General features: G+C 41.1%; 20 protein-coding genes. 15 read left to right on the forward strand and 5 right to left on the reverse strand.

Annotation, left to right across the window (positions count from 1 at the left end; genetic code table 11):
• From MTN96_RS21775 to cyoE, 13 genes are all read left to right on the forward strand, one after another.
• Nucleotides 1–1,206 carry an NADH:ubiquinone reductase (Na(+)-transporting) subunit B gene (locus MTN96_RS21775; RefSeq protein WP_036979666.1) on the forward strand — a complete coding sequence of 402 codons (1,206 nt, stop codon included), beginning with the start codon at nt 1–3 and terminating at the stop codon, nt 1,204–1,206.
• Entirely contained in the window at nt 1,199–1,948 is a 750-nt protein-coding gene (locus MTN96_RS21780) for a Na(+)-translocating NADH-quinone reductase subunit C (RefSeq protein WP_024601889.1), read from the forward strand. Before MTN96_RS21775 ends, MTN96_RS21780 begins: the two co-directional genes overlap by 8 nt.
• On the forward strand, nt 1,948–2,580 hold the full coding sequence (locus MTN96_RS21785) for an NADH:ubiquinone reductase (Na(+)-transporting) subunit D (protein ID WP_036979663.1): 633 nt from the start codon (nt 1,948–1,950) through the stop codon (nt 2,578–2,580). Before MTN96_RS21780 ends, MTN96_RS21785 begins: the two co-directional genes overlap by 1 nt.
• Nucleotides 2,581–2,590: 10 nt before the next feature.
• Complete coding sequence (gene nqrE / locus MTN96_RS21790) at nt 2,591–3,199, forward strand: NADH:ubiquinone reductase (Na(+)-transporting) subunit E (protein WP_036979660.1); 609 nt, start codon at nt 2,591–2,593, stop codon at nt 3,197–3,199.
• Nucleotides 3,200–3,216: 17 nt separating this feature from the next.
• On the forward strand, nt 3,217–4,440 hold the full coding sequence (gene nqrF, locus MTN96_RS21795; protein WP_036979658.1) for an NADH:ubiquinone reductase (Na(+)-transporting) subunit F: 1,224 nt from the start codon (nt 3,217–3,219) through the stop codon (nt 4,438–4,440).
• 140 nt (nt 4,441–4,580) lie between these two features.
• Nucleotides 4,581–5,606 (forward strand): FAD:protein FMN transferase, encoded by a 1,026-nt coding sequence (locus MTN96_RS21800; protein ID WP_248532736.1) that lies wholly within the window; start codon nt 4,581–4,583, stop codon nt 5,604–5,606.
• 97 nt (nt 5,607–5,703) lie between these two features.
• Entirely contained in the window at nt 5,704–5,916 is a 213-nt protein-coding gene (nqrM, locus tag MTN96_RS21805; protein WP_010391098.1) for a (Na+)-NQR maturation NqrM, read from the forward strand.
• A gap of 376 nt (nt 5,917–6,292) precedes the next feature.
• Nucleotides 6,293–6,721, forward strand: a complete 429-nt coding sequence (locus MTN96_RS21810) for a hypothetical protein (protein ID WP_248532737.1) — start codon at nt 6,293–6,295, stop codon at nt 6,719–6,721.
• Between the two features lie 328 nt (nt 6,722–7,049).
• Nucleotides 7,050–8,003: a ubiquinol oxidase subunit II gene (cyoA, locus tag MTN96_RS21815; RefSeq protein ID WP_214552343.1), complete on the forward strand. Its 954-nt coding sequence runs from the start codon at nt 7,050–7,052 to the stop codon at nt 8,001–8,003.
• A gap of 2 nt (nt 8,004–8,005) precedes the next feature.
• Nucleotides 8,006–9,994, forward strand: coding sequence for a cytochrome o ubiquinol oxidase subunit I (gene cyoB, locus MTN96_RS21820; protein ID WP_248532738.1), 1,989 nt, complete (start codon nt 8,006–8,008; stop codon nt 9,992–9,994).
• Nucleotides 9,991–10,623 (forward strand): cytochrome o ubiquinol oxidase subunit III, encoded by a 633-nt coding sequence (gene cyoC, locus MTN96_RS21825; RefSeq protein ID WP_248532739.1) that lies wholly within the window; start codon nt 9,991–9,993, stop codon nt 10,621–10,623. The genes cyoB and cyoC overlap by 4 nt, the downstream gene beginning before the upstream one ends.
• Nucleotides 10,623–10,979 (forward strand): cytochrome o ubiquinol oxidase subunit IV, encoded by a 357-nt coding sequence (cyoD, locus tag MTN96_RS21830; RefSeq protein WP_248532740.1) that lies wholly within the window; start codon nt 10,623–10,625, stop codon nt 10,977–10,979. Before cyoC ends, cyoD begins: the two co-directional genes overlap by 1 nt.
• A 9-nt stretch (nt 10,980–10,988) precedes the next feature.
• Nucleotides 10,989–11,873 (forward strand): heme o synthase, encoded by an 885-nt coding sequence (gene cyoE / locus MTN96_RS21835; RefSeq protein ID WP_008111919.1) that lies wholly within the window; start codon nt 10,989–10,991, stop codon nt 11,871–11,873.
• Between the two features lie 95 nt (nt 11,874–11,968).
• Here the strand turns inward: cyoE and MTN96_RS21840 are convergent, their stop codons facing one another.
• Both MTN96_RS21840 and MTN96_RS21845 read right to left on the reverse strand, forming a co-directional pair.
• Entirely contained in the window at nt 11,969–12,646 is a 678-nt protein-coding gene (locus MTN96_RS21840; RefSeq protein ID WP_138626261.1) for a hypothetical protein, read from the reverse strand.
• A 135-nt stretch (nt 12,647–12,781) separates the two neighbouring features.
• Nucleotides 12,782–14,362, reverse strand: coding sequence for a phytase (locus tag MTN96_RS21845; RefSeq protein ID WP_248532741.1), 1,581 nt, complete (start codon nt 14,360–14,362; stop codon nt 12,782–12,784).
• Between MTN96_RS21845 and MTN96_RS21850 the strand changes: the two genes are divergently transcribed.
• The gene (locus MTN96_RS21850; protein ID WP_248532742.1) at nt 14,337–15,014 is read left to right on the forward strand and encodes a GGDEF domain-containing protein; all 678 of its coding nucleotides are present in this window, start codon (nt 14,337–14,339) and stop codon (nt 15,012–15,014) included. The genes MTN96_RS21845 and MTN96_RS21850 overlap by 26 nt on opposite strands.
• Entirely contained in the window at nt 14,998–15,996 is a 999-nt protein-coding gene (locus tag MTN96_RS21855; protein ID WP_248532743.1) for an AraC family transcriptional regulator, read from the forward strand. The genes MTN96_RS21850 and MTN96_RS21855 overlap by 17 nt, the downstream gene beginning before the upstream one ends.
• Here the strand turns inward: MTN96_RS21855 and MTN96_RS21860 are convergent, their stop codons facing one another.
• The 3 genes from MTN96_RS21860 to ettA form a co-directional block, all read right to left on the reverse strand.
• Nucleotides 15,997–16,905: a histone deacetylase gene (locus tag MTN96_RS21860; RefSeq protein WP_248532744.1), complete on the reverse strand. Its 909-nt coding sequence runs from the start codon at nt 16,903–16,905 to the stop codon at nt 15,997–15,999.
• 57 nt (nt 16,906–16,962) lie between these two features.
• Entirely contained in the window at nt 16,963–17,325 is a 363-nt protein-coding gene (locus tag MTN96_RS21865; RefSeq protein WP_248532746.1) for a PilZ domain-containing protein, read from the reverse strand.
• Nucleotides 17,326–17,462: 137 nt separating this feature from the next.
• A complete protein-coding gene (gene ettA, locus MTN96_RS21870) occupies nt 17,463–19,136 on the reverse strand; it encodes an energy-dependent translational throttle protein EttA (RefSeq protein WP_036979634.1) in 1,674 nt (557 codons plus the stop codon).
• Nucleotides 19,137–19,231 lie beyond the last annotated feature (95 nt).

Consider the following 19,231-nt stretch of genomic DNA (forward strand, 5'->3'; position numbering starts at 1 on the left):
ATGGGCTTAAAAACTTTCTTAGAAGATATCGAACCGCATTTTGAACCAGGTGGTAAGCATGAGAAATGGTACGCGCTGTATGAAGCCGCTGCGACTATTTTTTACACGCCAGGTTACGTAAACAAAGGTTCAACTCACGTTCGTGATAACATCGACCTAAAACGCATGATGATTTTAGTGTGGATGGCGACGTTCCCTGCCATGTTCTTTGGTATGTTCAATATTGGTCATCAAGCGGCAATCGCGCTTGGTAATGGTTTTGAACTAGCTAACATTTGGCAAGTAGGTTTATTCCAGTTATTAGGCGGTGAGTTAACCGTTGATGCTGGTTGGGGCGCAAAAATGTTCTACGGAGCATGTTTTTTCCTTCCTATTTATGCAACAACCTTTATTGTCGGTGGTTTTTGGGAAGTATTGTTTGCTTCTGTGCGTAAGCATGAAGTAAATGAAGGTTTCTTCGTAACCTCTGTATTATTTGCATTAATCCTGCCTGCAACGATTCCTTTATGGCAAGTTGCGCTAGGTATTACTTTTGGTGTAGTTATCGCAAAAGAAATATTTGGTGGTACAGGTCGTAACTTCTTAAACCCTGCGCTTGCTGGTCGTGCGTTTTTATTCTTCGCATACCCTGCACAAATTTCAGGTGACACAGTATGGACTGCCGTAGATTCATTCTCTGGCGCGACTATGCTTGGTCAAGCGTTTGCTGGTACGTTAAATTACGCGACTGATATTGAGCTTTGGTGGAATGCGTTTTACGGATTCATTCAAGGTTCTATGGGCGAAACGTCTACACTAGCAGTGCTTATTGGTGGTTTATTCCTAATTTATGTACGTATCGCGTCTTGGCGTATCGTGCTAGGTGTATTCCTAGGTATGGTAGTAACCTCATCAATACTAAATACTATTGGTTCTGAAACCAATGCTATGTTTGCTATGCCTTGGTACTGGCATATGGTATTAGGTGGTTTTGCATTCGGTATGTTCTTTATGGCAACTGACCCTGTATCTGCTGCATTTACTGATAAAGGTAAATTAGCATACGGTGCGCTTATTGGCTTTATGGTAGTTATGATCCGTGTAGTAAACCCTGCATACCCAGAGGGCATCATGCTAGCAATCTTGTTTGCTAACTTGTTTGCACCTTTATTCGATCACTTTGTAGTGCAAGCTAATATCAAGCGGAGGTTGGCACGTAATGTCTAGTAATAACGAATCAATTGGCAAAACGCTAGCTGTTGTTGTCTCATTATGTTTAGTGTGTGCAGTTATTGTGTCGCTAACGTCTGTGCAACTTCGCCCTCTGCAAAAAGCAAATAAAGCAAAAGATATTCAAAGTAATATCTTAGCTGCTGCTGGTATTGGTAAAGTTGATAACGTTGCCGAAACGTTTGAAGCTAAAATCGAAACTCGCTTTGTTGATATGCAAAGTGGTGAGTTTGCTGAGCCGGTAGAAGATTTCGACTTTGAAAAAAGCAAATACGATGCTGATTTAAGTAAATCTTTAAAAGAGAATGGGATTAAGGACATCGCAGGTATTCAACGTATTACCAAACGTGCGCCTGTTTACATCTCTAAAAAAGACGATGGCTCTACTGATGCAATCATCCTTCCTATTCAGGGTTATGGTTTATGGGGTTTAATGTACGGTTTTATCTCGCTTGAAAGCGATGGCGAAACTATTAAAGACATTATTTTCTACAAACATAACGAAACACCTGGTTTAGGTGGTGAAATTCAAAACCCACAGTGGACTGCAACGTGGGAAGGTAAAGAGTTACCAATCCAAATCGTTAAAGGGACTGCAGCCGGTGATGAGCACAAGATCGACGGTCTTTCAGGTGCTACATTAACGTCTAATGGTGTTGACCATGCAGTTGACTTTTGGACTGGCGAAAATGGCTTTGGCCCTTTCCTTGCGAAAGTACGTAAAGGAGCATTGAACTAATGGCTGATACTAAAGAAATGAAGGCGGTCCTATTCGGTCCAGTTTTCGCTAACAACCCAATCGCATTACAAGTACTTGGTATTTGTTCTGCGCTAGCGGTAACGTCTAGCTTAAAAAATGCATTAATCATGTCAATCGCATTGACCTTGGTAACTGCATTCTCTAGCCTTTTTATCTCGACTATTCGTAACCATATCCCATCATCAGTACGTATCATCGTACAGATGACGATTATTGCATCATTAGTAATCGTGGTTGACCAAGTACTACAAGCTTTCTCTTACGCTACGGCAAAAGAGTTATCAGTATTCGTTGGTCTAATCATTACTAACTGTATTGTAATGGGTCGTGCTGAAGCGTACGCAATGAAGTCGCCACCACTTATGTCATTCTTAGATGGTATTGGTAATGGTTTAGGCTACTCAGTGGTATTACTTACTGTTGGTTTCATTCGTGAGCTATTTGGTAAGGGAACACTATTCGGTGTTGATATTATTCCATTAGTACAAAATGGTGGTTGGTACCAACCTATGGGTCTATTGATCTTACCACCGAGTGCATTCTTCATTATTGGTTTATTCATTTGGGTACTTCGTACTTATAAGAAAGATCAAGTAGAAGCTAAAGCGTAAGGGGCGATAAGTGGAACATTATATTAGTTTATTTGTAAAAGCCGTTTTTATTGAAAACTTAGCGTTAGCTTTCTTCCTAGGTATGTGTACTTTCTTAGCCGTGTCTAAAAAAGTAACTACATCAATTGGTCTAGGGGTAGCGGTTATTGTTGTATTAGGTATTTCAGTACCGGTTAATAACTTGGTTTACCATGCGGTACTTGCACCGGGTGCATTAGAGTGGCTTGGTTACCCAGAAGCGGATCTTAGCTTTTTACGTTTCTTAACGTTCATTGGTGTTATTGCTGCACTGGTGCAAATTCTTGAAATGGCATTAGATAAGTTCTTCCCACCGCTGTACAACGCATTAGGTATTTTCCTACCACTAATCACAGTTAACTGTGCAATTTTTGGTGCGGTATCATTCATGGTTGAGCGTAACTATAACTTCGGCGAGTCTGTTGTTTATGGTATTGGCGCTGGTGTGGGTTGGGCGCTTGCAATTACATTACTTGCAGGTATCCGTGAGAAAATGAAGTATTCAGACGTACCAGATGGTTTACGTGGTCTAGGTATTACCTTTATCACTGTTGGCTTGATGGGTCTTGGCTTTATGTCATTCTCTGGTATTTCACTGTAATAATAGCGAGGTCAATCATGGATATTTTCTTAGGCGTTGGTGTTTTCATCGCTATCGTTGTAATACTAGTTTTAATCATCATTGGTGCTAAATCTAAGCTAGTTGCAAGCGGTGACATCATCATCGGTATTAATGGCGATCCAGACAAAGCCATTAAAACATCAGCGGGTAGTAAGCTTTTAGGTGCACTATCTGAATCAGGTATTTTCGTATCTTCTGCATGTGGTGGCGGTGGCTCTTGTGGTCAGTGTCGCGTTCACATTAAAGAAGGTGGCGGTGATATTCTGCCAACTGAACTTGACCACATCTCTAAAGGTGAGGCACGTGAAGGTTGTCGTTTAGCGTGTCAGGTTAATGTTAAAAATGACATGGAAATTGAACTTGAAGAGTCAATTTTCGGTGTTAAAAAATGGGATTGTGAAGTTATCTCTAACGATAACAAAGCAACGTTCATCAAAGAACTTAAGCTACAAATTCCAGATGGCGAGTCAGTGCCGTTCCGTGCGGGTGGTTACATCCAAATCGAAGCGCCAGCTCACCATGTTAAATACGCTGATTTCGATATTCCTGAAGAGTATCGTGGCGATTGGAACCATTTTGGTTTCTTCGACCTGGAGTCAAAAGTAGACGAAGAAACAATTCGTGCTTACTCAATGGCTAACTACCCAGAAGAAGAAGGCATTATTATGCTTAACGTGCGTATCGCTACGCCGCCGCCAAGAAACTTGAGCCTACCATGTGGTAAAATGTCTTCGTATATTTGGTCACTTAAAGAAGGCGATAAAGTAACTATTTCTGGTCCATTTGGTGAGTTCTTCGCTAAAGACACAGACGCTGAAATGGTATTCGTAGGTGGTGGTGCAGGTATGGCACCAATGCGTTCACATATCTTTGACCAACTTAAGCGTTTAAACTCTAAGCGTAAAATTAGTTTCTGGTATGGTGCGCGTTCTAAGCGTGAAATGTTCTATGTTGAAGATTTTGACGGCCTAGCTGAGCAAAACGAAAACTTCGTTTGGCACACAGCGCTTTCAGATCCGCAACCAGAAGATAACTGGGAAGGCTACACAGGCTTTATCCATAACGTGTTATTTGAGAACTATCTTAAAGATCACGAAGCGCCTGAAGATTGTGAGTTCTACATGTGTGGTCCTCCAATGATGAATGCGGCAGTTATCTCTATGCTTAAAGATTTAGGTGTAGAAGACGAAAACATCTTATTAGATGATTTCGGTGGCTAATACCCAAACTAAATAAATTTAGTTAAAATACCAGCCTCATAGCACTAAGTGTTATGAGGCTTTTTTATATCAACTGACTGAGTTTGGCTTTACCGCTGATTTTAGTTGATACTCTATTTAACCTTTATAAGTAGGCTATTATGAATCGATTAAGCACAGTTAAAGGCGTGGTAGCCTTATTTTTAATCATATCCACGTTACTTATTACCGGTTGTGGCAATTCACAACACAACGAAGAAGCTTACCTTGAAGGTAAAACGATGGGGACAACTTACCACATCAAGTTTTACGCTGATCAAGTGGACCCTCAAGCAGTACAAGCAGAAATAGATGCGGTTTTAGTTGATATTAACCAGTCTATGTCGACCTATATTGAGGATTCAGAAATAAACACCTTTAACCGTTTAGGTGCTAATCAAGTAATGCCAATTAGTGATGATTTTAGAGCGGTTATTGCAGAATCTATACGAATTGGTGATTCAACTAAAACACTCGATGTGACTATGGGACCGCTAATTGATTTATGGGGGTTTGGTCCTGATAAAAAACCAACAAAGCGCCCAACGGATGAAGCTCTGGCAAATATGATCAATAACATTGGTATAGATAAGTTGGTCCTTAACGAGCAAGGCTTAGCAAAAACGATGGCTGATTTAGAATTGTCGTTTTCAGCTACAGCAAAAGGCTATGGTATTGATAAAGTGGCTGAGCTATTACAAAGCAAAGGCATTACAGATTACATGGTTGAGATTGGCGGGGAGTTACGTATTGCTGGTACAAAACCAGACAATCAAGCATGGCGAATAGCAATTGAACAACCTGATGCTAACCCAGGTGAGCGAAAAGTACACCGCGTATTAACACCGGGTAATAACGGTATTGCCACTTCAGGTGATTATCGAATCTTTTATACTATGGATGGCGAAACCTATACTCATCTTATTGATCCTATGACAGGGATGCCAATTAAGCACGACTTAGTCTCTGTCACAGTTTTACACCCAAGTGCAATGACCGCGGATGGTTTAGCGACTGCTCTAACGGTAATGGGTATGGAAAAAGCACAACGCTATGCGCAGCAGCATGATTTACCTGTGTATTTAATTGCTAAATCGCCTGATGGTTTAGTCACTTATTCAAGTCCTGCGTTTAAGCCTTATTTATAGTCTTTAGGTTTATATCCTTAGCATGAGGGTATATAATGTAAGGAGCTCAAATACGCTATTTGAGCTCATTTTATTGCTGAACAATAGGGGCTAAGCAATGTCACTTTTTTTTCTAACCTTTGGCTTACTTATTTTAATTGTCGCTGCGATGGCGATAGGCATGATAGTTCAAAGAAAATCGATGGCGAGTAGCTGCGGAGGCTTAGGCTCTGTAGGTATTGATAAAGCATGTGATTGCGATGATCCATGCGATAAACGCAAAAAGCGTCTAGCCAAAGAGCAAGTATGGAAAGAAAACCAAATTCTTTAAATAGATTTATTTCTGTTTAAACAAAAAACCTCTCGTAGCTCACTACGGGAGGTTTTTTATTTCTGTTTAAACAAAAAACCTCTCGTAGCTCACTACGGGAGGTTTTTTATTTATATCGCCATAAATAAATCTTCAGGCAATAAAATAATCGTGTTTTTATCTTGAACAGAAAATTCTCTTTGTTATACTCATGCTCGAACTTTCAGTAAGTTTTGAAAGTTCTATTGATGCGGATCAAATCTAGCTTAGCAAAATAGTGCTAATGCGTTGAGACTGTATTTCATGTCACTGTATAAGGCTTTACGGCTGCAACTTGTTTTTGTTGCCACGGTGTATACCTAATTTTGTTATTAGTCATTTTAATAGGTTAATGTTTTTGAACTCATTTTCTTTGTTTCATACCAGCGCTTTGCTTACCTTAGGTAAGTCAGTGTTGCATGAGCGCTTTAAAAAAGCGAAAAAGGGCGTGAGTGTGGCTGTAACATTATTAGTTTTTAATGTCGTTATGTTGCTTAGTGGCGCTATTGAGGATGCCTTTAGGCTTGAAGCATTGGTCAGTGATGGCTTTTTTATAGAGCCATTATTACTGACAATTGCCGAATTTTTAGCTCATCCCATCTTATCGTGTCAGTTACTTATTGGCCTTTGTTGGCTATTGTTCCACATGTTTCCAGCGCGTCGTGCTGGGATAATCCTCCGTAAAGCAGCCTTTGCTTTTAGCGAGGCTAAAGTTCAGCAACCCGTGCAAGCTGCGCATGGTTGTCGTGCTCCACCTAGCTTTACAGGTTGTCTGTTTACCCATTAATTTTATGGGTATAGGTTACACCTGTGGTATCTAATTATTTATTCTTGCTGTAAATAACGATTACTTTCATTGTAGCTTAGTGTTTTTTACACACTCTCAGCCAACCACACCTCACCCAAGTTAATTTTTATTGCGTTATATTAATGTGTTTAAAAAGCTGGGTTGGTTCTGCTAGGTGTTTTTTATTAAGCCAGTGGTCAATACTTCATGCTTGCATTCGCTCTGCATTATTTGTAATTCAATCTTAATTAACTTGGGTTTTTATCAAATATCGTTGCTAAATATTTTTGGCAGCTAATAAAAACTCTTTAGGTTTTAGGATAGTCCCTTGTTAATTCGTAACCTTTTTAATATTGCTTTAGCTAGTATGGCGCTGATTTTATCAGGCTGTAATGGCGGGGTACTCGACCCAAAAGGGCAGATAGGTATTGATGAGAAAAATCTGATCATCATCGCCACTGTGCTTATGTTGTTAGTTGTGATCCCCGTTATTGTGATGACTTTATATTTTGCTTGGAAATACAGAGACACACAAAACCATGAAATTTACGCACCAAAATGGGCTCACTCTAATAAGATTGAGGCTGTTGTATGGGCGGTTCCTATTGTTATTGTTGTTATTTTAGGTGTGATCACCTGGCAGTCAACGCAAGAGCTTGACCCCTATAAACCGATAGAGGGTAAAGGTGAACATCTTACTGTTGAAGTGGTGTCACTTAATTGGAAATGGCTATTTATTTACCCTGAACAAGGTATTGCCACGGTGAATGAATTGGTATTTCCAGCCAATGTACCGGTTGAATACAAAATCACGTCAGAAAGCACCATGAACTCGTTTTTCATTCCTCAGTTAGGTAGTCAAATCTACTCAATGGCGGGCATGGAAACTAAGCTGCATTTAATTGCTAATCAGCCAGGCACATTTAAAGGCTTTTCGGCTAATTACAGTGGCGCAGGTTTTACCGGTATGAAATTTAATGCCATCGCAACGCCAACAAAAGCTGACTTCAACCAGTGGGTTGAACAAGTAAAAAGCAACGCTAATAACCTTACTCATGCCAATTATGTTGAGCTTGCAAAAGCAAGTGAGAACAACCCAGTTGCTTATTATGGCAAGGTTGATGACGGTTTATTTCATACCATAGTGATGAAATACATGCAGGCGCATGGCGATATGAATAAAAAACATCATGCTATGGGTAAACATCAGCAGATGAGTAATGAGCATCAAGCAATGGGTAATCATTCAATGCCATCATCACACAGCCAGGGCGAGGAATAATCATGTCGTTTTTAGGTAAATTATCTATAGATGCAATTCCGTTTCATGAACCTATTATTATGGTTACTATGGCGGTGATTGCTGTTGTCGGGCTTATTATAGCTGGGCTAATAACAAAATATAAAAAATGGGGTGTGCTTTGGCGTGACTGGATCACCTCGGTTGATCATAAACGCTTAGGCGTTATGTACATTTTATTAGCACTAATCATGCTGTTTCGTGGTTTTTCTGATGCCATTATGATGCGTGCGCAGTTAGCGCTTGCTACCAGTGGTGCGCCAGGCTATCTGCCGCCAGAGCATTACGATCAAATATTCACCGCTCATGGCGTTATTATGATCATCTTTATGGCGATGCCATTTATGATTGGTTTAATGAATATTGTTGTACCACTGCAAATTGGTGCCCGTGATGTGGCTTTTCCATTTTTAAATAATTTAAGTTTTTGGTTTACCGCTAGTGGCGCCATTTTAATAAATTTATCACTTATATTTGGTGAGTTTGCTAAAACAGGCTGGGTTGCTTACCCACCGTTGTCGGAGTTGACTTTTAGCCCTGGGGTGGGGGTCGATTATTATATTTGGGCCTTGCAAATATCGGGGCTCGGTACGCTATTAACCGCTGTTAACTTCCTAGTGACAGTATTTAAAATGCGTGCCCCTGGTATGACACTGATGAAAATGCCAATTTTCACATGGGCATGTACATGGGCAAATATCTTAATTGCAGCATCATTTCCAATTTTAACCGCAGTGCTCGCCATGCTAACGCTAGACCGTTATTTAGATTTCCACTTCTTCACTAATGAAGCCGGCGGTAACGCCATGATGTATATCAACCTGTTTTGGGCATGGGGTCACCCAGAGGTATACATTTTAGTATTACCAGCTTTTGGTATCTTCTCTGAAATAGTGTCGACCTTCACTGGTAAACGTTTATTTGGTTATAAATCGATGGTATATGCCAGCGGTGCCATTTCTATTCTTGGCTTTATTGTATGGTTACACCACTTCTTTACTATGGGCTCAAGCGCTAATGTAAATGCTTTCTTTGGGGTGATGACCATGGTCATAGCTGTGCCTACTGGGGTTAAGTTATTTAGTTGGTTGTTTACTATTTACCGTGGCCGTTTGCGCATTACTGTTCCCGTACTGTGGACGCTTGGTTTTATGGTTACCTTTAGTATTGGTGGTATGACGGGGGTCTTACTGGCAATCCCTGGTGCCGATTATGTATTGCATAACAGCTTATTCTTAATCGCTCATTTCCATAACACCATCATTGGTGGCGCAGTATTTGGCTACTTAGCCGGCTTTGTTTTTTGGTTTCCAAAAGCAATGGGCTTTAAGCTTGATGAGCGTTGGGGTAAAGCGTCATTTTGGTGTTGGTTAATCGGTTTCTTCGTAGCCTTTATGCCATTGTACGTACTCGGCTTTTTAGGCATGACGCGTCGCTTAAACCACTCTAATAATCCTGATTGGAATATCTGGCTTTATATTGCTGCAGTGGGCGCCGTGATTATTATGTTCGGTATTATTTGCCAAGTTATTCAGCTTTATGTGAGCTTTAAAAACCGCGAAGCGCTTGATGATACCACTGGCGATCCTTGGAACGGCCATACGCTTGAATGGTCAACGTCATCACCACCGCAATACTATAACTTTGCTGAAATCCCGCATGTTGATGATATTGATGCATGGACTGATATGAAAGAAAAAGGCCTAGCTTATCAAGGTAAATCTAGCTATAGCCCTATTCATATGCCAAAAAATACCGCATCGGGTGTGCTTATTGCTGCGAGTTTAACGGCGTTTTGTTTTGCCATGATCTGGCATATTTGGTGGCTAGCAGGGCTTGGTTTTATTGGCGCGATTGCGCTGTTTATTAAACGTGCTTACACCAGTGATGTAGATTACTACGTGCAAAACGATGAAATATTACAAATTGAAGGCGCGCATATTGCCAGTAACACGAAGGAGGTAAGCGCATGAGTACGTTATCTGCAACTAAAGGCCATGTAAATTTAGAGCCTCATAGCGTAAGTCATACGCATGAACATCACGATACTTCAGGCGATACAATCTTTGGCTTTTGGCTTTATTTAATGACCGATTGCCTTTTATTTGCCTCATTTTTTGCAACCTACGCAGTGCTTTATATGAACACTGCAGGTGGTGTATCAGGCAAAGATATTTTTGAGCTTGATTTTGTTGCCTTAGAAACTGCGGCGCTACTTATTAGTAGTATCACTTTTGGTTTTGCCATGATTGCCGCTCAAGGGCAAAAAAAGGCGCTGACGCTTGGTTGGCTCGCGGTCACTTTTTGTTTAGGCGCGGTGTTTATTGGTATGGAAATTTATGAGTTCCATCATTTAATTATTCATGGCAATGGCCCACAGCAAAGTGCTTTTTTAACATCGTTTTTCTCATTAGTGGGTTTGCATGGTTTACATGTAACTGCAGGCCTTATTTGGATGAGCATAATGATGATAGAAGTGATCAAGCGCGGTTTAGGTAAACAAACCGTCACGCGCTTAAGTTGCTTAAGCTTATTTTGGCACTTTTTAGATATTGTGTGGATTTGTGTATTTACCGTTGTTTATTTAATGGGAGCAATGTAATGAGCCATAGCGAAACGCATGCTTTAGCGCAAATGCAAAGCCAACATCATGATCAGTCACACAGCAGTGTAAAAACCTATCTTATTGGTTTTGTCTTGTCAGTGATTTTAACGGCCATTCCATTTTGGATGGTGATGGAGGGCGACTTTTCAAAGGTCACCACGCTTTGGAGTATCGTTACTTTTGCAATCGTGCAAATTTGGGTGCATTTAAAATACTTTTTACACCTTAATTTCACCACCGATGAAGGCAAAGCGAATACCTTTACCTTCTTGTTTAGCGCGTTGATCATCGTCATGGTGGTTGGACTGTCTGTTTGGATCATTTATGAATCAAACGCAATGATGATGTATTAGAGGTTTCAGATGTTTCGCCGTTATTTAGCTGTTACTAAGCCAGGTATTATTATGGGGAATTTGATCAGCGTTGCCGGTGGTTTTTTACTTGCCGCCCGTGGTGATATAGACCCATGGTTAATGTTGGTTACCTTGGTTGGTTTATCGCTTGTTGTTGCATCGGGATGTGCCATAAACAATGTTATAGATAGAGACATTGATGTTGCTATGGCGCGCACTCGCTCACGTGTGACTGTAACGGGCGAAATGTCTGCAAAAGCCGCTTTAAGCCATGGCGTGTTATTAGGGCTAATTGGCTTTGGCCTATTAATCGCCTTTACCACTCAAGCAGCGGTATTTTTTGCCGCCTTTGGCTATGTCATTTATGTAGGGGTTTACAGCCTCTACATGAAACGCAACTCTGTTTACGGCACCTTTATTGGTAGTCTCTCGGGCGCAGTTCCTCCTGTTGTTGGCTATTGCGCCGTTACGGGTGTGTTCGATATGGGCGCATTAATACTGCTGGTGATGTTTAGTTTGTGGCAAATGCCGCACTCATATGCGATTGCTATTTTTCGCTTTAAGGATTACCAAGCCGCTAATATTCCAGTATTGCCCGTGGCGCAAGGTGTTAATAAAGCTAAGCGCCATATTGTGCTTTATATTGCGGTATATGCTTTAGTGGTGATGCTATTGCCAATTAGTGGTTATACCGGTGCTGCCTTTATGGCCGTTGCTTGTATTACGAGTTTTTGGTGGTTACTCATGGCACTTAGAGGGTATCGCTACAACATAGACACCACCCGTTGGGCACGCCAAGTGTTTGCGTTTTCTATTATTAATATTACCGCTTTGAGTATTGCGATGGCGGTAGATTATCAAACAATTGCGCCACAATTAGTGGCGCTAAACTGATCTTATCTGATCAGTGAACCGAGTTAATTCCCAAAGTTAACCAAAGGCTCTGAGCATTGCGAGGAGCCTTTTTTCGTCCCTAAAACAAAGCTAAATTATTTACTTAAGCTTTCAGCATCATAAAACATGGGTTTCAATGTGCCACAATTTATAAACTTATAATTGAGCTCATCAGCAGAGGGCACTTCAGTTGAGGTGCGAAACTTTTGTAAACAGGCACCATTTAAATTAACAAACATTATATGATGATAGCTTGGTGGCTGAGTTATTTGGTGAATATAAATACGCTCGTTATTTTTTAGCGTAACCATATCGTACTGTTGCCATTTTGAGGCTGGGCTTAAATCAGTTAGCTCACGAGTAAATAACTGCTCGCTAAGCTCTATTAATTTATCACTATAAACTAAGCTACCTCCTTGTCTAAAATCTCCAAGATACACATCTGCGGTAATCGCGACTTCTTCGCCTCGCATTAAGCGTTGAATATTAAACGGCTTTGGTTTTACTGTAACTAACTCAGCATCGCGTACTAAATTTAAAAATGGAATATCAGATACATCTACCTTGTACATAACATGCACATCATAAGGAAGCTCAAAGCTTGGAATGTTAATCGCGTATACACTTGAACCTTTATTAACCAACACCATAGCATGCTCTGCTTCATACTTGGGGTTCAATGGCGGAAGTTCTGGTGGCTCTTCGGCATTAACAAGCGAGCTGGTACAAAATATAATGCTGATAAATAAATATACGAAGTAGGGTAGCCGCATAATAACCTCAATTAATTTATAGATATAAAGTGTAGTATACATTTATACATAATTATCTTTATTTATATTTTAGTAAAGCTTAAACGTGATACACACTAAAGCTTTAGTGTGTATCAGTACATTTAGGGTTAGCTATTATCTAATTGCTTTTTTCACTTCGCGCCAGTCAATAATTTTAAAGTTTTGTGGTTGTAGAGGCATGCGATTGTAGCCATCTTGTACTATAAGCATGCCTTCGGGGTAACCTGGCAAAGCCGTTGCTGTAACGGTTAAACCGTCAGTTTCACCTACGCCATCAATGCCTTTATCTAGGTTTGCAATTACATTAAACTTACCTGCAAAGCTTAGACTAGGCTCTTTGTCATCTGAGATTTTATAAAGCACATAGCTATTATCGCCTTGGCTTGATACTACTAAATAGCGAGCATCATTAGCATGATAAATTTCCATACCTTCAACATCTGCAACCAGTTGCTCATTAACACTTTGTAGCTTTACTGCTTTGTTACCAGCGGTAGGCTCTGCACCGACATACCAAATGCCTGCATCTTCTTCACCTGCAAATAGTTGGCCTAGATTATCATCAGCACTACAGCCTTCAGGTTGGCTTGGTAGAGTAAACTCTCTAACCAGTTCACCACTTAAATTACTTTGCTCACCGGTGAGTTTATACTGCTGAAATAAACCTGATTTATCATTAACAAACACGTAATAGCCAGACTCAGAGGAATACATACACATACCGTAAACCTCAGGTAGGTTAGTCGCTATTTCTGTTACATGGTTTAGTTTGTTATCGCCATCAACAGTAAATACGCTAATGCTATTAAGAGTACGGTTACTGGCTGTGATCCAAGTGTGAGTTTCGTTGTTTATACCTTGATGTTGACGCACATCAACATTATTTAAACGCCCTATATTTAGCGATTGTACTTTGTTGCCAGCAAGGTCATAAACCATCAAGCCGCGACGTTTATCAGTGCCTAAAATTAAGCTGTTTTTAGCGTCTAGCTCATTTATCCAAATAGCCGGATCATCTGCTGCATCACCAAATGCTGCAACCGGTGTTGTTTGTGCGTTGGCATGAAGGTGAGTCATCGCGACATTGTTTTGTGAAGTCGCTGTTTGCGCTGTGTAGTTAATGTTTGCTTGAATGTAAGCGCCTGTTTCATCATCAATTAAAACCAGCTGGGCTTGACTGTCATTGATAAAGCTCGCTGCAACAGACTCTATTGTGGGCTCACCTGCCAGTGACCATTGGCTTAGCTTGTCTGTTTGAGCTTGGTAAGCATAAACCACATTACCATCAGTGGCACTGAGCCATAATGTACCGTCTTGTGATACCGATAGGGCCCCAATTTCACTGTTTAATTCGCCGTAGGGTTGTACCAAAGCCACAGGCTGCTTATTGGCATCAGATTCTGCATCCGCGTTAATGGCCCACACACCTAACTTTGCCTCACCCACATACAGGGTTTTTGTGTCGTCATTTACTGCACAACCTGAAGCCTCTGTGACTGCAGAGAACTCACGTACTGCGATATTTTTAGCTTGGTTAGTGGCTAAATCATAAATAACCGTTTCGCTGATCAGGCCGCGAACATCTGGCACAAACGCTGATACAGTCTCGGTATTGCTGTTTTTAAATAAACACACGGCATCAGGCTGAGCTTGTGGCGGAGTAATGCGAGTGAGTTCATTTAGCTGCACAGCCACACTCGATTTACTCGATGAGTGGTTAAAGCAACCTTCACAATTATGGCTCACCTGGTTTGAGTCACTACCAGCGCCGTTTGGTATGTCGCTTACCAGCACAGGGCTTTATTATTGGCATCAAGAGCAATTTGTTTTAAATCGTCAATTGCGTCGTCGTGAAGCGCATTTGAGAGAGCATGAAAAAGTCTGCCCTGTAACAGGATTATACCGAATTAATTACTTACACTCGCTAATACAGCAACGCCAAAGTGAACAACAAGCAGCCACCTTAGGCATTATTGATATTCGTGATTTTGCAAAGTTTAATGCGCAGTTTGGTTTTAGTGAAGGTGATAGGTTACTAAGAGAAATTAGTGATTTACTAGTAATGAATTGCCGTTTGAATGATGTGCTTTGTCGCTATGCTGGCGATTGTTTTATTGTGCTTATGCCGAATACCAGCCAAAGCCAAGCCAAAGAATTACTAGCGCAAATGAAAGCGGCGCTTAACCATTGTGCGTTTAAAGTCGCAAAAAGCAAAGGCGCACAGTTTCAGCATATTTTAACCGCCACCATGGCAATGAATTTAGCGCAAGATCCAGTGCAGCAAACCAGTCAGTTACATCAACAATTACAAAAAGAAAAGGCCCTTGTAGGTGCAGCAGTATATTAGCCTAGATGATAAATACCTCAGCGCGGAGGGAATGATCACTGCGCTGGTGGAGCTTGCTCAAGGACGAGGGATCCCGCTGCATAAATTGCTGCGTGGTACGGGTATTTTTGAGCAAGATTTATATGATCTATCACAGCGCTTTAGTTTGTCGCAGCTATTAGCATTAATTAGCCAGTTTAAAACCTTAATGAAGAGTAATGATAGTGGCTTTTTACTGGGTCATCAATTGGTTAATGATGTTAGCCCTGCGGTGCAAAGTGTGCGTTTAGGCCCCACACTAGGTGCCTCTTTAAAGCAATTACATAAAATACAAGCGATGCTTGCCCCCTTATTTTTTACTCGTAAGCATATTTTTCAAAATGATTTCTATCTGTACTTGCAACCGAATGTAGGTATGGACGAGCCATTAAAAAATTATTGTTTTGAAATATACAGCGCTGCGCTAATGAGCTTACTAAAAAGAGTGAGAGATCACTACCCGCACTGTTATTTTGATTTTACTTGTAAACGCCCGCGGCATATTCAAGAGTATGAGCAGCATTTAGGTTTACGGGTACGATTTGAACAACCCTATACCCGTTGGCATTTTGATAAACAACTGCTTAAGTGCCCAAACCCAGAGTCGAGTCCATTGCGCTGGCAGCAGTGCATAGCGCAAAGTGAGTTAAATAAGAATGTATCACAGTCTTTTGTTGAGGCTGTGTGCCTGCGCATTTACCGCGATAGAAACAACAGCCTTGCTAACAGTGCTGAGCACTTTGCTATGAGCCCTGCTACGTTTAAACGTAAGTTAAAACAACATGGTGTTAGCTATTCGCAATTACAAGATGAGCAAAATAAACTTAAAGCACTGCATTTACTGGGGGTGTGCCAGCAAGGCAATGAACAAGTCGCGATGCGATTAGCATTTTATGATATTCCTAATTTTCGCCGAGCTTTTAAGCGTTGGACCGGCATTACGCCGAGTCAGTTAAAAATATAATTAAAAACTAGCCGCTTGCTCAATAACAATGCCGTGGCGCTGTGCTAGTCGCTGATGATCTCTGTCATAACCACCGCCAATTACAGTGGCCACCGGGGTATTATTTGCAAGGCAGCGTTTAAGCACTATGTGGTCGCGCTTTTCTATTCCTTGCCAACTAATATCCAGTTTACCTAAGCCATCTTCTTGCCAAATATCAACGCCAGCATCGTATAAAACTAGATCTGGGTTAAGCTCGTGTAATAAAAATTGCAGGGTATTGTCAACAATACCTAAGTATTCAGCGTCTTGCATATTATTGGCTAAACCAATATCTAAATCGCTAGGGGACTTTCTAAACGGGAAGTTTTTCTCACAGTGTATTGAACAGGTAAACGCATAAGGTTGATGAGCCAGCATGGCTGCCGTGCCATCACCTTGGTGAACATCTAAATCAAAAATCAGTACGTTGGTTACTTCACGGTTTTGAATTAACGTTTGTGCGGTAAAAGCTAAATCGTTCACCATGCAAAAACCCGAACCAAAATCACTATGGGCATGGTGAGTGCCGCCCGCTAAATGACACGCAAGCCCATTTTTAAGTGCTAAACGCGCGGTTTGCAGTGTCCCTAATGGTGCGGTAAATGTGCGGTTCATTAGTGCTTGTGACCAAGGTAGGCCTATACGGCGCATGGCTTTTTCATCTAGGCGGTTATGCCATAAATCGTGAATATAGTTTTCACAGTGCACTATTTCTAACTCTTCAACACGACCATGTGGTGGCTCTATGATATTGCTGCCAGCAAGCCCAAGGGTTTTAACATGCTGGTATAGCAGCGCAAATTTACTCATTACAAAGCGGTGTTTGGGATCAAAACTAAACGAGTAATTAGGATGATAAACTAAAGGTAGATTGGGATTTAAACTCATATCTGCGTCGTTTAATTATTTTTGGTTATGGTAATCAACTTCACGCAGTGCGTCTATTTATGTTTGGTAAATAAGCGTTTCAAGCTCACGGTGTAATAATGTTTCATCAGCAAGGTTTAGTTCAACCAAGCGCTTTAAATGCGTAATGCTGTTTATATCAATGTTATGACATTTAAGACCAATATGATTTTCTTCGATATGATGAATAACCACCGGCATTTTTATTTCAATATCGCTTTGTGGCAAGGTAAAACGTAATATTGCTTCGTCATTTTTGTTGCCTGTAAAGGCATCGCTTTTAGTAATAAGCGCACCATGTAAAGAAATATCCAAAAGGGTGCATGCATAACGGGAGGTAGCCGTTTCCAATTGCGCCGCTGTAGAGAACATAATACGAGAAAATTGCCGACGGTTTTGCATAATAATCTTATAAAGTTGTTATTTATAATAAGCATAGCTGGTAATGCTTAACACGCCAATTTGCTCAAAGCTAAAAATAGCTTGCATAAAAAAGCCCCGCATAAAATGCAGGGCTTTTAACTTATTAACGGTGGCTGTTAGCCAATTTTTTTGTACTTAATACGCTTAGGCTGTGCAGCTTCTGCGCCAAGGGTCTTTTTAAGCCACTCTTCGTACTCAGTGTAGTTACCATCAAAGAAGTTAATTTGGCCTTCGTCGCGGTAATCTAAAATGTGCGTAGCAATACGGTCAAGGAACCAACGGTCATGCGATATACACATTACACAGCCTGGGAACTCTAAAATAGCGTTCTCAAGGGCGCGAAGTGTTTCAACATCAAGGTCATTGGTTGGTTCATCCAGTAGTACTACGTTACCACCGGCTTTTAAAAGCTTAGCAAGGTGTAAACGGTTACGCTCACCACCAGATAAGTCTTTAACAAATTTTTGCTGATCGTTACCTTTAAAGTTAAAACGGCTAACGTAAGCACGGCTTGGGAACTCAAAGTTACCAATTTTTAGCACGTCTTGGCCGTCAGAAATCTCTTCAAATACAGTTTTGCTTTCGTCCATGTTGCCACGGAACTGATCAACGGTTGCAAGCTCTACAGTTTCACCTACGCTAATGCTGCCGCTATCTGGTTGTTCTTCGCCACTTAGCATTTTAAATAGGGTTGATTTACCCGCGCCATTGGCACCAATAATACCCACAATAGCGCCTTTAGGCATGCTAAAGCTTAAATCATCAATTAAAACACGGTCGCCAAAGCTTTTACGTAAGTTGTTTACTTCTAATACTTGGTCACCTAAACGTGGGCCAGGTGGAATAAACAATTCGTTGGTTTCGTTACGTTTTTGGTAATCAGACTGCTGTAGCTCGCTAAACTGTGCCATACGCGCTTTTGACTTAGCTTGACGACCTTTAGGGTTTGAACGCACCCATTCAAGTTCTTGTGCAATTGATTTTTGACGTGCTTTTTCAGATTTTTGCTCTTGTTGTAAGCGGGCATCTTTTTGCTCAAGCCAAGAAGAGTAGTTACCTTCCCACGGAATACCTTCACCACGGTCAAGCTCTAAAATCCAGCCAGCCACATTATCAAGGAAGTAACGGTCATGCGTTACCGCCACAACAGTGCCTTCGTAGTCATGTAAGAAGCGCTCAAGCCAAGCAACCGACTCAGCATCTAAGTGGTTAGTTGGCTCATCGAGAATAAGCATATCTGGTTTTTCGAGTAATAAACGACAAATAGCAACACGGCGGCGCTCACCACCTGATAAGTGCTCAATTTTAGCGTCCCACTCAGGTAAACGAAGTGCATCGGCAGCGCGCTCTAAAACGTTATCGATGTTGTGACCATCGTGCGCTTGAATAATCGCTTCAAGCTCACCTTGCTCTTTTGCTAGGGCGTCAAAGTCAGCGTCTTCCATTGCGTACTCGTTGTACACTTCGTCAAGGCGGTTAAGGGCATGCTTTACTTCGCCAACAGCTTCTTCAACTATTTCGCGTACTGTTTTGCTTTCATCCAGTACTGGCTCTTGCGGTAAGTAACCAATTTTAGTACCAGGTTGAGGGCGAGCTTCACCTTCAAAGTCTTGGTCAACACCGGCCATAATGCGAAGTAATGTAGATTTACCAGCACCATTTAAACCTAGTACACCAATTTTAGCACCAGGGAAAAAGTGCAACGAAATATCTTTTAAAATTGTGCGCTTAGGTGGCACAACTTTAGATACTCGATTCATCGAGAATATAAACTTATCAGGTAAAACCATGGAGGAAAGCCTTCAAATAATAATAAAAATTTCAATGCTGTATTGTAGTTGTTGAGGGGTTAAACAGTCAACGAATGGGGCTGTTTTAAAGTACA

Source organism: Pseudoalteromonas sp. 2CM28B (assembly GCF_023161935.1).